This is a genomic window from Saccharothrix espanaensis DSM 44229, from assembly GCF_000328705.1.
Lineage (GTDB): Bacteria > Actinomycetota > Actinomycetes > Mycobacteriales > Pseudonocardiaceae > Actinosynnema > Actinosynnema espanaense.
In genome coordinates this window covers 3,200,578-3,215,206 of sequence record NC_019673.1, presented here as the reverse complement: position 1 = coordinate 3,215,206, position 14,629 = coordinate 3,200,578, and the positions used below count along the sequence as shown (strand labels likewise).

The 14,629-nt window shown below is 70.3% G+C and carries 10 protein-coding genes; 3 read left to right on the top strand and 7 right to left on the bottom strand.

Annotation, left to right across the window (positions count from 1 at the left end; genetic code table 11):
* Positions 1-374: 374 nt before the first annotated feature.
* Both eat and BN6_RS14670 read left to right on the top strand, forming a co-directional pair.
* A complete protein-coding gene (eat, locus tag BN6_RS14675) occupies positions 375-1,790 on the top strand; it encodes an ethanolamine permease (protein ID WP_015100439.1) in 1,416 nt (471 codons plus the stop codon).
* A 196-nt stretch (positions 1,791-1,986) separates the two neighbouring features.
* On the top strand, positions 1,987-2,850 hold the full coding sequence (locus tag BN6_RS14670; protein WP_015100438.1) for a 3-hydroxybutyryl-CoA dehydrogenase: 864 nt from the start codon (positions 1,987-1,989) through the stop codon (positions 2,848-2,850).
* 55 nt (positions 2,851-2,905) lie between these two features.
* Here the strand turns inward: BN6_RS14670 and BN6_RS14665 are convergent, their stop codons facing one another.
* Positions 2,906-4,015: a tryptophan dimethylallyltransferase family protein gene (locus tag BN6_RS14665; protein ID WP_231905294.1), complete on the bottom strand. Its 1,110-nt coding sequence runs from the start codon at positions 4,013-4,015 to the stop codon at positions 2,906-2,908.
* Positions 4,016-4,157: 142 nt separating this feature from the next.
* On the opposite strand from BN6_RS14665, the gene BN6_RS14660 reads away from it, so the two are divergent.
* Positions 4,158-5,531 (top strand): flavin-containing monooxygenase, encoded by a 1,374-nt coding sequence (locus BN6_RS14660; RefSeq protein WP_231905293.1) that lies wholly within the window; start codon positions 4,158-4,160, stop codon positions 5,529-5,531.
* A 30-nt stretch (positions 5,532-5,561) separates the two neighbouring features.
* On the opposite strand, the gene BN6_RS14655 is transcribed toward BN6_RS14660, so the two are convergent.
* The 6 genes from BN6_RS14655 to BN6_RS14625 all read right to left on the bottom strand — a co-directional run bounded on the left by BN6_RS14655 (position 5,562) and on the right by BN6_RS14625 (position 14,370).
* On the bottom strand, positions 5,562-6,155 hold the full coding sequence (locus tag BN6_RS14655) for a GTP-binding protein (protein ID WP_015100435.1): 594 nt from the start codon (positions 6,153-6,155) through the stop codon (positions 5,562-5,564).
* Positions 6,136-6,507: a DUF742 domain-containing protein gene (locus BN6_RS14650; RefSeq protein WP_041312809.1), complete on the bottom strand. Its 372-nt coding sequence runs from the start codon at positions 6,505-6,507 to the stop codon at positions 6,136-6,138. The genes BN6_RS14655 and BN6_RS14650 overlap by 20 nt, the downstream gene beginning before the upstream one ends.
* Positions 6,507-6,941, bottom strand: a complete 435-nt coding sequence (locus BN6_RS14645) for a roadblock/LC7 domain-containing protein (RefSeq protein WP_015100433.1) — start codon at positions 6,939-6,941, stop codon at positions 6,507-6,509. The genes BN6_RS14650 and BN6_RS14645 overlap by 1 nt, the downstream gene beginning before the upstream one ends.
* 46 nt (positions 6,942-6,987) lie before the next feature.
* Entirely contained in the window at positions 6,988-9,492 is a 2,505-nt protein-coding gene (locus BN6_RS14640; protein WP_015100432.1) for a sensor histidine kinase, read from the bottom strand.
* 216 nt (positions 9,493-9,708) lie between these two features.
* Positions 9,709-10,626 (bottom strand): SMP-30/gluconolactonase/LRE family protein, encoded by a 918-nt coding sequence (locus BN6_RS14635; RefSeq protein WP_015100431.1) that lies wholly within the window; start codon positions 10,624-10,626, stop codon positions 9,709-9,711.
* 768 nt (positions 10,627-11,394) lie between these two features.
* Positions 11,395-14,370, bottom strand: a complete 2,976-nt coding sequence (locus BN6_RS14625) for a tetratricopeptide repeat protein (protein WP_015100430.1) — start codon at positions 14,368-14,370, stop codon at positions 11,395-11,397.
* Positions 14,371-14,629: the final 259 nt, after the last annotated feature.

Sequence of the window (14,629 nt, the reverse complement as noted above, 5' to 3'; positions counted from 1 at the left end):
GCACCATCAGGTGACCAGCACCACCCTCCCGGACGCCTTGATCGCCGCACGAAGTTTCGATCCGACGCGTCACGCGCAGAAGGCATCCGAGCCGGCGACGTATTCGTGGTCAGCGGTTTCTCGGCTGGGCCGCGATCGGGTTGGGCGCGTTCGGCCTTGAGCACTTGGCCCACCTTCGCGCAGGGACGCTGCCCCCGCCGCCCCACGACGGCGCCCTCTGTTCGGCCGGGCCGGTCGCCGCACACCCGGCGCTGCGCCGGCTCGGGTATCCGCCGCGCGGGGTGACCTGCGCACCCCCAGTTGACACCATCAGGTGACGCGGGCCACTCTCAACCACCTTCCAAAGGAGCGTCGCTGACCCATTGGAGCCACGGATGGCCAAGCACGTCGAGTACGAGAAGGTCGGCCACGACTACCTGGAGCACCGGCAGCTGAAACGGGGCGCGGCGGGCTGGGTGCTGCTGGCCGGGCTGGGGGTCTCCTACGTGATCTCCGGCGACTTCGCCGGGTGGAACTTCGGCATCGCCCAGGGCGGCTGGGGCGGGCTGCTGGTCGCGACCGTGCTGATGGCCACCATGTACACCTGCATGGTGTTCGGCCTCGCGGAACTGGCCGCCGCCCTGCCTGTCGCGGGCGCGGGGTACGGCTTCGCGCGGCGCGCGCTCGGGCCGCTGGGCGGGTTCGCCACCGGGATCGCGATCCTCATCGAGTACGCCATCGCGCCCGCCGCCATCTCGGTGTTCATCGGCGGGTACGTGGAGACGCTCGGGCTGTTCGGGCTCACCAACTCGTGGCCGGTCTACCTGGTGTGCTTCCTGGTCTTCGTCGGCGTGCACCTGTACGGCGTGGGCGAGGCGCTGCGGCTGATGTTCGTGATCACCGGCGTCGCGGTGGTGGCGCTGCTGGCGTTCGTGATCGGCATGATCCCGAAGTTCGACGCCGACAAGCTGTTCGACCTCGCCGGGAACGACGGGTTCCTGCCGTTCGGGATCACCGGGGCGCTGGGCGCGCTGGTGTACGGGATCTGGTTCTTCCTGGCGGTGGAGGGCGTCCCGCTGGCCGCCGAGGAGGCCCGCGACCCGAAGCGGGACATGCCGCGCGGGATCATCGGCGCGATGGTGGCGCTGCTGCTGTTCGCCGGCTCGATCCTGGTGCTCGCGCCCGGCGGCGCGGGCTCCGAAGTGCTCAAGGGCTCCAACAACCCGTTGCCGGACGCGGTGCGCGCGGCCTACGGCGGCGACACCCTGCTCGCGCAGATCGTCAACTACGTCGGCCTGGCCGGGCTGGTGGCCAGCTTCTTCTCGATCATCTTCGCCTACTCCCGGCAGCTGTTCGCGCTGTCCCGCGCGGGGTACCTGCCGCGCTGGCTGTCCCGCACCGGCAAGCGCAAGACGCCGTACCTGGCGCTGATCGTGCCGGGCGCGATCGGGTTCACGCTGGCGTCGATCACCCGCGACGGGGCGTTGCTGATCAACATCGCGGTGTTCGGCGCGGCCCTGTCCTACGTGCTGATGATGGTGTCGCACATCGTGCTGCGGATCCGCGAACCGGAGCTGGAGCGCCCGTACCGGACGCCCGGCGGCGCGGTGACCACCGGCATCGCGCTGGTGCTCGCGCTGGCGGCGGTCGTGGCGACGTTCTTCGTGGACGAGCTGGCGGCCGGGATCACCGCCGGGATCGTCGTCGTGGCGCTGGCCTACTTCTGGTTCTACAGCAGGCACCACCTGGTCGCGTCCGCGCCCGAGGAGGAGTTCGCCGCGATCGCCCAAGCGGAGCGCGAACTGGACTGAGGACTTCGCGTTCACGCAGCTCGACGGGTTGCGGCGACGGCACGACCCGGTCACGTCCTGGCCGGTGCGTTCGTCCTGCCGCCCGGTGCCCGGAGGGCCGCGAACGGTCCGCCGGGGTGTGACCCGGCGCGCACCCGGCGGGGAATCCACTGGTCGAGGTTGCGCCGGCGGGTGGCGGCCCTGGCAGGATCGGGGCGTGAGTGACATTCAACGTGTTGGAGTGGTGGGGTCCGGGCTGATGGGCTCCGGCATCGCCGAGGTCTGCGCACGAGCGGGCCTGGACGTGCTGGTCGCCGAGGTGGACCCGGACGCCGCCGAGGCCGCGCGGGGGCGGATCGCCTCCTCGTTGGGCAAGGGTGTGCGCAGCGGCAAGCTCAGCGCCGAGGACCGGGACGCCGCACTGGAGCGGATCCGGTTCACCACCGACCTCGCCGACTTCGCCGACCGGAACCTGGTCGTCGAGGCGGTCGCGGAGAACGAGCAGGTCAAGACGGACGTCTTCACCGCCCTGGACAAGGTCGTGGAGGACCCGGAGGCGATCTTCGCCTCGAACACGTCCTCCATCCCGATCATGAAGCTGGGCATGGCGACCGGGCGGCCGGAGCAGGTGATCGGGGTGCACTTCTTCAACCCCGTGCCGGTGCTCAAGCTGGTGGAGCTGGTGCCCTCGCTGCTGACCGGCGAGCAGACCCGGGTCCGGGCCGAGGAGTTCGTCACCGGCGCGCTGGGCAAGCAGGTCATCCGGTCCCAGGACCGGGCGGGCTTCGTGGTCAACGCCCTGCTCATCCCCTACCTGCTGTCCTCGATCCGGATGCTGGAGTCGGGCTTCGCGAGCGCCGAGGACATCGACAACGGCATGGTCCTGGGCTGCGCGCACCCGATGGGGCCGCTGCGCCTGGCCGACCTGATCGGCCTGGACACCACCAAGGCGATCGCCGAGTCGATGTACGAGGAGTTCAAGGAGCCGCTGTACTCGCCGCCGCCGCTGCTGCTGCGCATGGTCGACGCGGGGCTGCTGGGCAAGAAGAGCGGCCGCGGGTTCCACAACTACGCCGCCTGACGCCGCTGCGCGGCCCGCTGACGGGTCTCCGCGGCCGTGCGGAGACCCGGGCCCGTCAGGCGTGCACGCCGTCCACGGCGGCGTCGTAGACCGCGAACCGGAAGTACACCCCCAGATCGGGGCGGCCGGACGCCGTGCGGAAGCTGAGCAGCTCCTGCATGCCGACCATGGACTCCAGCGGGCGGGGCGCGAGCGCCGCCACCACCGCCCGGTACCGGAGGTGGTCCGCGCCGAAGCGGCGCAGCACGGACGCGACCCGTTCGGTGGCGTCCGCTTCGGACGCGACCTCGCTGGGCAGTCGCAGGTAGACGTTCGCCTCCTCGGGCCCCGGCGCGCCCGCGCGGAACGCCAGGCACGTCATGGGCTCGTTGTCGGGCAGTGCGGGCGAGCCGTAGACGTCCCGGTAGGCCGGTCCGGCCAGCACCGGGTCGTGGGTGCGGGCCAGCGCGGCCACCCGGTCCAGGTCGACCAGCCCGGTGTGCCGGAAGTAGACCTTCACCCGCGCGCCCGGGGCGTCGGCCAGGTCCAGTGCCACGAACTCCACTTCGTGCCCCTCGGCGGCGAGTTCGGCGTACCGCGCGGCGACGCCGGACCACGCCGGGGCGAGCCCGAGCCGGCCCATCGCCGCCGCCATCACCTCGGGCACGGCGTCCCGGCCGCGCGCCTGCGGGTTGAGGTAGACCTTGTAGCGCGGCGGCTCGCCGGGGCGGTACGCCAGCGAGTGCCACACGGTCGGGCGGAACGGCCGCGGGTCGTCCACCACGAACAGGTCCTCGATCGCGAGGTAGCGGTCCAGCGAGACGCCCGGCCGGTCGGCCAGCGACCGGGTCAGCGCCCGCCCGGCGTCCTGCGCGGCGCGCGCCGACGGAACCGGCCCGAGCGATTCGAACAACACCCGGACCTCCGGCACGCCGGCCCGCCAGCTCACCGAGAACTCCAGCGGGAAACCGTCCCGGGAAACGAACGACGGGTATTCGCAGGCGGCCCCGACCGGGCGGTCGGACCATTCTCCCAACAAGGCGTCGAGGGCGGCCGCGGAGGTGTTCCGGTGGTGGTCGGAGAATCCCAGTGCGGTGCCGATGGCGAGCCATTTGGCACAGGCGAAATCGCGGTACGTCGACAGCGTCGCGTCGAACAGGCCCTCACGTCGTGAGGCCTGAGCCACAGCGGTGGAACTGGACACTAGGCACCTCCGGGCGCAAGGCTTACCCGGTGGACAGGGCGCACGCAATGGAGGATCGGGCGGTTGGCGAACATCACACTCCCCGGTGACCGGGCACGCTGCGTGACGAAATTGCGCCGAAAGGGTGGCGACACTTGTGGGTGAATTTCCGGATAGTCAATACCCCGAACGTCCCATTCATGATCACACGTGCGTGATCGGCGCGGGGCTGTCCGGGCTCGCGGTCGCCGGAACGCTCCGCGCCCGGGACTTGCCGGTGACCGTCCTGGAACGTTCCAACGGCATCGGCGGGCTGTGGCGCCACCCCGACCCGGCCGAGCCCGGCCCGGCCTACCCATCGCTGCACCTGAACACCTCGGCGAAGATCACCGGCTACCCCGACTTCCCCATGCCCGACCACTTCCCGCGCTACCCGCGGCACGACCAGGTGGCCTCCTACCTGCAACGTTACGCGGATCACAAGGGTGTCACCGAACACGTCGAACTGGGCGTGGAGGTCGTGTCACTCGTCCGTGAGACCGATTCCACCTGGCTGGTGACCACCCGTGACCGCAACGGGGTGCACCGCCGACGGAGGTTCGGGCACGTAGTCGTCGCGACCGGCCACCACTGGTCCCCCCGGCTGCCCGCCATCCCGGGGGATGAGACGTTCCCCGGTCGCCGGCTGCATTCGTTCGACTACTCCGGACCGGCCCCGCACGCCGGCCGCCGGGTGGTCGTCATCGGTTTCGGGAACTCCGCCGCAGATCTCTCGGTGGAATTGTCCCGAGTGGCCGCGGAAACCACCGTGGTGCAACGCCGGGGCGTTCACGTGGTGCCCAAGACAATGCTCGGGATACCGATCGACGAAATCGCGTCGGCACCCTGGTGGGCCCGCCTGGCCTTTCCCGAACAGCGCCGGTTGATCGAAACGCTGTTGCGGATCATGCGCGGCCGGCTGACCGACTACGGGTTGGCCGAACCGGACCACCGGGTGTTCGGCGGGGCGCTCACGATATCCGACGAACTGCTCAGCCGGATAAACCACGGCAGCCTCGTTGTCAAGCCCGCGGTGCGGCGCATCGTGAACTCGACCCTACATTTTGCCGACGGCACGGCGACGGACGCGGACGACCTGCTGTACTGCACCGGGTATCGGATCGAATTCCCGTTCCTGCCATCCGAATGGGTGTTCGAACCCGGCGGGCGGATCGCACTCTTCCAGCGGGTGGTGTCCCTGGCCGTCCCCGACCTCTACTTCACCGGGCTGATCCGGCCGTTCGGCGCGATCACCCGGCTGGTGCGGGAGCAGGCGGAGTGGATCGCCGACCTGGTCGAGGGCGTCGCGGAACTGCCGTCGCCGGCCGCGATGCGCCGCGAGGTCGCCGCGCACCTCAAAGCCGCCCACGCGCGCTACGGCCCGTCGGCGGCGGATTCGGTCCAGGTGGATTTCGGCACCTACCTGGCGGCACTGGTCAAGCAGCGCCGCACGTCGGTGCTCACCACCCGCCGAGGGTGATCACGCGGGCGATCACCACCCGGCACGTGGTCAGGCCATCGCGTCGAGGCGGTCCATGGTGTGCTGGATCAGGCTCACCAGGACCGTCTTGGACGACTCGCGGTCCCGCGCGTCGCACAGCACGAGCGGGATCGCCTCGTCCACGTCCAGCGCGCGGCGCACCTCGGCCACCTCGTAGGCGTGCGCGCCCTCGAAGCAGTTGACCGCTATCACGAACGGGATGCCCCGGCGCTCGAAGAAGTCGATCGACGGGAAGCTGGAGTCCAGCCGGCGGGTGTCGACCAGGATCACCGCGCCGATCGCGCCGTAGGCCAGCTCGTCCCACATGAACCAGAAGCGGTTCTGCCCCGGGGTGCCGAACAGGTACAGCACCACCTCGGGGTTGATCGTGATGCGCCCGAAGTCGAGGGCGACCGTGGTGGTCTCCTTCTGCTCCAGGCCCAGCACGTCGTCCACGCCGACGCCCGCCTCGGTCAGCAACTCCTCGGTGTGCAGCGGCGGGATCTCGCTGACCGAGTTGACCATCGTCGTCTTGCCGGTGCCGAAGCCGCCGGCGATGACGATCTTGACTGGGGTGGGGACCAGCAGTTCCCCACCCGGTCGCTCAGATTCCACGGACACCATCCAGCACAGCCTGCAACAGGTTCCGGTCCGGCACTTGCGGGACCCGGGACGGGTCTCGGATCACGACGTCACCGCGCTGGATGAGGTCGCTCAACAGCACCTTGACGACCACGAGCGGCACGTCCAGGTACGCCGCGACCTCCGCCACCGACAGCGGCCGCCGGCACAGCTCCATGATCTCCAGGTGCTCGACCGACAGCGCGTCCGGGTCGGCCGGCGACGGCATCGCGCGCACCTGGGTCACCAGGTGCAGCTCCGGGCGCAGCGGACGGGTCCGGCCGCGCACCATCGCGTACGGGCGGACCAGCGGGCCCGCCGCCTCGTCGTACCACCAGTCCTCGCGGCCCTTCATCAGGACGACCTGCGCGCCGTGGGCAAGGCGGCCGACGTCCCGCGCGGTGCCGAGGACAGGTAGCTGCCGACCCGCTTGACGAGCATGTTCATCTCGTAGGCGATCATCCCCATGTCGGAGTCCTCTTCGCCCAGGACGGCCAGGCACGCGCCGTGCCCCGCCGCGGTGACGAAGAGGTAGGCGTGCTCCATCTCCACGATGGTCTGGCGCACCGCCCCGCCGCCGAAGTGCCGCCCGGTGCCGCGGGCCAGGCTCTGGAACGCCGACGCCATGGCCGAGAGGTGGTCGGAGTCGTCCTTGGACAGTCCGGGTGAGCGGCCCAGCAGCAGACCGTCCGCGGACAGCACCACCGCGTGCCGAGCACCCACCACACGGCCGACCAGGTCCTCCAACAACCAGTTGAGTTCGTTGTGCTGGCTGGTCATGTCGTTCATCGCCGTTGCCTTTCCGGTTTCCAGTCGTCCGGCACTGCTGCTCTGGTCAGGGTTCTAGGGCGTCGTCGGAGCGGCGGGCGTCCTTCGTGCCCCGCTGGAACGCCGACAGGCCCTCCCGGACCCGTTCGGCGGACTGCTCGACGTCGACCTCGGCGAGCGGTTCGGGCGTGGGGTGGAAATCGTTGCGCACCAACTGCGGCGCGAGGTTCTGCTGCCTGCGGCGGCGGGGCAGCTCCGGCCGGTCGGCGGCCCCGGCGGCCGGCTCGTCGGCCGGCCAGTCGGTGGTCCGCTTGCGCTGCGGCAGCTGGAGGTCGCCGCTGTGCTGGGGCAGGTCGTGGTCGTCGTCCGGTCTGGGCTCCGGCCGCTCGGTCAGCAGGTTGCCCGACCGGTCGGCGGGCCGGTCGCCGACCCGGTCGGCGGGCCGGTCGTCCAGCCGGTCCTTCAGTCGGTCGTCCGCTGGAAGGGAATGCTGGTTGGCCGCGGCCTCGGCCTGTGCCCAGAAGCCTTCCAGCTCTCGGGAAGTGTCGGGAAACCTGGCGTCTCGCACTGAGTCGTCGCCCTGCTCCGGGATCACGTGGTCGTCTGGGAAGGTGCGGCGGGGCAGCTCGCGGGTCTCGGCCGGCTCCACGGCGGAGTTGGGCCCCGCCACGATCGCCGACGGGATGAGCACCAGCGCGAGCGTGCCGCCGTACGGCGAGTCGCGCAGCTCGACGTGGATGCCGCGGCGGGCCGCGAGCCGGGCGACCACGAACAGGCCCAGCCGGGACTCGCCGCGCAGCCGCATGGCGTCGAACTCGGGCGGATCGGCGAGCATCGCGTTGTGCTGCTCGCGGTCCTCGGGGTTGATGCCCAGGCCGTGGTCCTCGATCTCCACCACGATGCCCTGGGGCACCTCGCTGGCGTGCACCTGGACCTGGGAGCGCGGCGAGGAGAACGCGGTCGCGTTGTCCACCAGCTCGGCCACCAGGTGGATGGTGTCCGCGACGGCCGCGCCCACCAGCGCGGTCTCCGGCACCGGGTTCACCTTGACCCGCACGTACTGCTCGGTCTCGGCGACGGCGGCGCGCAGCACGTCCAGCAGCCGCACCGGCTTGCGCCACTGCCGGCCCGGCTGCTCGCCGGCGAGGATGATCAGGTTCTCCGCGTTGCGCCGGGCCCGGGTGGCGAGGTGGTCGAGCTGGAACAGCGCGTCGAGCTGCTCCGGGTTCTCCTCCTCGCGCTCCAGCTTGTCCAGGATCTTGAGCTGGCGGTGCACCAGGCCCTGGTTGCGGTGCGCGATGTCGAGGAAGACCCGGTTCACGCCCTCGCGCGCCTGGCTCTCCTTCACCGCGGCGGCGACGGCGGTGTACTGGGCGGCGTTGAACGCGTCGGCCACCTGGCCGATCTCGTCGCTGCCGTAGTCCAGCGGCGGCACCTCGACCTCGACGTCGACGTGCTTGCCCTCGCGCAGCCGGTCGACGATGTCGGGCAGCCGCTCGTGCGCCAGGTTCAGCGAGTCCTTCTTCAGCGCGGCGAGGCGGGTGATCAGCGCGCGGTTGACCAGCCGGTTGGAGATGCGGACCGCGAACACGATGCCGCCGAGCACCACGACCAGCGCGATGAGCGCGCCGATCAGCACGGTGACGAACCGGTTGTTGCCGCGTTCCAGCCCGATGTCGGCGGCGTTGGATGCCTGGCCGGTCGCGAGGTCGACGAGCCGCTCGGAGACCGGGCCGGCGGCGGACTGCCACTCCTCCAGCGCGACGGTGGCGCTGGGGGTGGCGATCAGCTCGTTCTCCAGCGTGGAGAGCCGGCGCCAGGTGTCGGACTCGGTCAGCGCCCGGTAGTCGCGGCGGACCCGCTCGGCGGCGAACGGCGTGGTGGTGACGAGCTGGGACCGGTAGGAGCCGACCAGGTGCACGAACTCCAGCAGGTCGTCGGGGCTGGGCCGGCCCGAGGTGAGCGCGCCGGAGGCGATGGAGGAGGCCCGAGACATCCAGTCGGCGGCGCGGAACAGGTCGGTCGCGTTGAGGCCGCCCTGGGAGGCGACCGCGTCCGGGACCACCCGGGCCTGCGTGCCGAACAGCGCGGTGCCCGCGTCCACCACGCTGTTGTAGTACTTGTAGACCGAGTTCTTGTCGGTCTTGCCGGACTCGATGCCGGCCCGGCGCTGCGGCAGCTCGCCGAGCAGCGCGTTGAGGTCGGTGATCTTGACGGTCACCTCGTCCGGGGCGTTGCCCGAGACGGCGTCGAACGCGGCCTTCATGGTGCCGGTCGTGTCGTCCACGACCCGCTGCTGCTCGTGCAGGGCGCCCAGGTCCGGGTTCTTCTGGCTCAGCGCCGTCATCGCGAGCTGGCGTTCCCGCTGGATGGCGACGAACGCGTTGACCGCCGGGATGGAGGCGTCCTTGACGCTGACCGCAACGGCGCGGGTGTAGAAGCCGTCGAACACGGTGTAAGACGAGAACGCCAACCACATCACCAGCAGAACCACGCTCGGCACCACCACCACGCCGGTGAGCCGGGAGCGGATCGTCTTCTGGTTGGTCTCCGCCTTGTTCTTCTGCTTCACAGTGCTCCGCAGCCTCGTGAACTAGTCGCCTGGTCGGCGCAGCACTAGGAGCGCTGCCTCCTCGTCACCCGATCGGCCACGGAACGGTAACACTAGAAGATCATCATTACGAAGAGACAGCGATCACTTGCGCGGCGCGACGCTGAGGTTACCCAGTCGAGTGATGCCCCGAACAGGGGGCTGATGTGAACTTTGCGCCCATCGGCCCCCTGCGTTTCACCTGTTGGGCGTGCCGATGACGTTATAAGCGGTCGTCGGGGTCGGCGGTGTGGTGAACCGGGCGTTGGGCAGGTACAGCCGATTGCCGAACGCGGCGACCGTGGTCGGCACGTCGAATCGCGGGTCGGTGATCTTGGTCACCAGCTTTCCGCTGGTACCGGCCCTGTCGAGGGTGAACACGGAGACCGTGTTGAGCCGGTTCTGCACCACGTGCAAGGTGCGTCCGCGCACCAGCAACCCGTCACCGGCGGTCAGCACCTCGCCGCCGAGGTCGACGATCTTGCTGACCCCGTCGACCACGCGGTGCAGTTGGCCGGTGCTGCTCTGCACCACGAGCAGGGCCTTCCGGTCGGGCGTCTCGGCGATCCCGTTGCCGTTGAAGCCGGGGGTGAGCACGAAATCACCGGTCAACGGCACCGCGGTGAACGTCTCGGGCAGCTTCCCGTGCCGACCGAAGGCGATCTTGTAGAGCACCGCCCGGCTGGAGTCGGTGAAGTAGGCGGCGTCATCGGTGATCACCACGTCGTTGACGAAAGCACCGGACTCGGCGAATTTGTAGGACTTGAGGATCGCTCCACTCCGGGCGTCCACGACCCGGGCGTCCCCACCCGCGCCGCCGGCCACGAACAGCCGCCCCCGCCGATCGACCTTCAACCCGACCGACGGCGTCCCGGGCCCCTGGCTGAACACCTCCCCCTTGCCGCTGCGCAGGTCCACCCGGAACAGGTCCCCGTCGGCGAGGGACCCGAGGTAGGCGGTGGGCGCGTCGCCGATGGCGATCCCCTCGGGCCGGAAGCCGTCGGGCAGCGCGAACTCGGTGGGGAACGGGTGCGCCCTCTCGGCGGTGGCGGGCGCGGCGGTGACGAGCGAGAGCCCGACCACGACAGCAGCCAGCACACCGGACATGCGAGCCATGACCAACTCCTTCGGGTTGTCCGTTCCGCGAGTCTTCCGCGCCCGCACCCCCACCGGGAAGGCTCGGCGGCCAACAGAGACGGCCGATCGCGCCCGCACGAGACCAATGCCGGAACTGGTCCTGTGCCGGCCACCGTTTCCGGTCCACCGCCGACCGGGCCGCCGACGCCGCACAATCGCGGAATTCGCACCAATCGGGACACGGCCGTAATTGACCATTTCCAGCTATTCCGTCAATTTACCCGGGCCCCACCGGAGAATAGTCGGACACGGTAGAGTGACTCTTCGCGCGCCGCCCTGCGGAACTCCGCGGGCACCGCCATGCTTGGTCCGCACATGAATGTGCCCGGCTCGGTAGCCGCCGAACCGGGCACAGTGCGGAAGTGGGGAGGGATCACTTATCTTTCGACTGATAGCCGGAAGATCAGCGGTTGGGAATTCCCCACAACATCGAATCGCCGCGCACGGTGCCCTCCGCGAGGGTCATCGTCGTCGCGGTCGGTTCGACGGTCGCGGTGGCCGTCCCAGCGGGCGCGGCCACCGCGACCGGCGCAATTCCGACGGAAGCCGCGATGAAGGCCGTACCTGCGGCTGCACGGGCGACCACGGCGGGGAGGTGTTTCGCTTTGATCATGCGAGGATACTCTCAAACCTGGTCGGCGGCCCGTCACACGGGTCTCGACCAGACGTGAGCCAGATTGACTACTTTTGGGTAGTCTTTCTCCCCACTTGAGTGCAAGGTGGCCACGATCTGCGCAAAAGCAGTGGTCAGAGTTTCTCAACTCCCCAGATGGATGACCCCTCACCAGAGGCACGTCGGCGTGGTACGTCCGGCTCGGCCCATTCCGCCAACTGCGCCCGAATTCCATCGGCTCTGGAATCACCGAGTCCGGAGTAAAGGCCGAGCGCGAGGCCCCAGCACTCCCGCGCCTCGCGGTGCCGGCCCTGGCGCCACCGCACCTGGCCGAGCAGGTCCTGTGCGCCCGCCTGCCGCTTCGGGTCCTGCGCCTGCCGGGTCAGCAGCACGGCCCGCGCCGCGTAGAACTCGGCCTTCTCCAGATCGCCGAGGTCACGGTGGACGGTCGCGAGCGTGGTGCAGGTCTGCCCCTCCAAGGCGAAGTCCCGGGCCTGGCCCAGCATCACGATGGCGCGGTGGGCGAAGCTGAGCGCCCCGAAGTGGTCGCCCTGCTCGTAGTGGGCCGCGGCGAGCGAGGACAACGAGACCCCGATGTCACCGGCGTCGCCCAGGCGCTCCCACAGCATCCAACCCAGCCGCAACTGCGTGATCGCCTCGTCCACCCGGCCACCGATCCGCAGAGCTTCGCCGATCCGCTGGAGCACGCTCGCTTCCAGGTGCGGGTCGCCCTCGCGCCGGGCGAGGGCCAGGGCCTGCTCCAGGTGCTCCAGCGCGCCGGCGGTGTCGCCGATGGCACCGCGCCGCTCCCCCATGTTGCGCAGGACGGTCGCAAGCCCCATCCGGTGGTCGATCTCCAGGAAGATCCCGTGCGCCGCGCGGTAGCACCGCTCCGCCTCGTCGTAGTCGTAGAACCGCGAGTGGGCGAGCCCGAGGTTGCACAGCGACCCCCCCTCGGCGAACCGGTCGCCGACCGACCGCGTCGCCCGCACGGCGACGCCCATGCTGCGCAGGACCTCGTCCTTGAACCCGAGCCGCATCATGACCTCGCCGATGCAGTTGATCAGCCGCCACAGGTGCTCGTCGAAGCTGTTCTCCACCGCGAAGTCGACCAGGGCCACCAGTTCCCCGCGCTCGCGGGCGTACCAGTCCATGGCGGTCTCGGCGTCCGGGAAGGTCAACGGCGTCACGCCGGCCGACGGCTCGAACATCGGCACGCTGAGCTTCGAGGCGAAGATGAGCCGGTCGGCGTTGTTGCAGCTGTGCAGGAACCAGTCGATCATGCGGCGGGCCGCCCACTCGCGCTCCTCGAACTCCTCGTCCTCCTCCACGCGCTCGGCCGCGTAGTTGCGCAGCAGGTCGTGGAAGGCGTACCGGTCCCCCTCCCGGGCCTCCAGCAGCCGGGCCCACACCAGGGCCTCCAGCTGGTCGTGCACCTCCGACTCGGGCAGGCCGGCCAGCGACGCGGCGACGCCGTGCTGGATCACCAGGCCCGGGTAGCTGCCGAGCAGCCGGAACAGGCGCCGCACGCCCGGCCTCAGCGCCAGGTAAGAGCAGTCGATGGCCGCGCGGACCGAGCGGATCGCGTGGGTGCTGTCGGAACCCAACCGCAGCACGGCACCGCGCTCGCGCAGCCGGGTCACGAACTCGCCGAGCGATTTGCCGGGCTGCGCCGCGACGTACTCGCCGATGATGCCGAGCGCCAGCGGCAGACCGCACGCGAGCGAGGCCAGGTCGTCCACGGCACCAGGCTCGACGTCCGCGCGGGCCCCCAGCCGGTCGCACAGCCACCCGGTGGCCAGCTCCGGTTCCAGCGGGGTGACGGTGAAGCAGCGCGCCCCGTGCCTCAGGCTCAGGTCGCTGAGCCGGACCCGGCTGGTGACCACCACGACGCAGCCGGACAACAGCGGCAGCAGTCCGCCCACGTGCCGGCCGTCGACAGCGTTGTCGAGGATCACCAGCAGCCGCCGGGTGGACAGCACGTCGACCAGCTTGCGACGGCGCGCGTCGGCCGTGGGCAGGCAGTCCGCCGACACGCTCAGCGACTCCAGCAGGCGGGTGACCACCTCCTCGTCGGCCACCGGCACGCCCTCGCCGAAGCCGTTGAGGTTGACGAACCACACGCCGTGCGGGAACCGGTCGGCCACGCGGTGCGCCCAGTGCACCGCCAGGGCGGTCTTGCCCACGCCGGGCGGGCCGTCCAGCGCGACCAGCCGGGGCCGGGGTGGGGCGGGAACCAGGTCGTCCATCCTGGCCAGCAGGTCGTGGCGCCCGGCGAACCCGTCGACGTCGTAGGGCAGGTGCCGGGGCGACAGCACGCCGTCGGGCGCCGCTGCCGCCGACCCCGCCGCCGGACGCGCGTCGTCGGCGACCAGGCGGTCGTGGAAGCGCCGGAGCTCGTCGGCCTGCTCGGGCCGGTCCTCGTCCTTGGCGCGGCGGTAGAAGTCGAAGAAGTACTGCACGCCCTCCTCGCCGCGGCCCAGCGAGTACAGCGCCTGCAGGCGGCGCTTGGCCAGCAGCACGTCCCCGTCGTGCTCGAACTGGGCGGACTTGGCCACCCGCAGCATCTCCTCGAACTCGGCCCGCTTGTACAGGCCGTAGAGCAGGCCGTCGGTGGCGGAGAGCCACTCGTCGCGGATCGCGACCCGCCGCCAGTTGTCGGCGCGGTCGGTGTCCAGGTCGGCCAGCGGCCGATCCTCCCAGAGCCCGAGCGCGGCCTCCATGATCTCGCAGGCGTGCTCGTGGTCACCCGCTTTGCCGTGCCGGCGGGCGTCGCGCACGGCGCGTTGGAAGGCGTGGTAGTCGACGGTCTCCGGATCGGCGACGAATCGGTATCCGCCGTCCTCCGTGCGCAGTTGCCCCGGCAGCCCGAGCCGCTTCAGGGCGTTGCGTATTCGGGTCGAATAAGTGGACAACGTCGCCGCGATATCCTGGGGCGACTTGTCGACCGGCCACACCCATTCCGCCAAAATGCGGGCCGGAACCGCTCTGCCGATGTGCAGCAAGAGCACGGCGAACACGCCGCGCTCTTTCAGCGTGCCCCATTCATCGGTGAAAGCTCCGTTCACCAGGACACGGGTCTGCCCGAGGATCTTGAAATAAGTGTTCACCAGCGCCACCCCTCACCGGACGCGATGATTCGGGTCAGAGTGTGCCCCGGAACCGGCGTTCGTTACACGCGTTTGTCACGTTCCGAGACCTCGCTGTGACAACCGGTGGCCCGGTCGGACCAGTACGCGCCGGTAACCACTCGAAAGGCCCCTGAAAGGTGCGTGAAATCCGGCTCGCCGAACCGCCGGTCGGGTTCGGCGGGCACCGCCGGAAAACCTGATCTCCACGCCGCCGGTGAGCACCGGGTTCGGCCCGCCG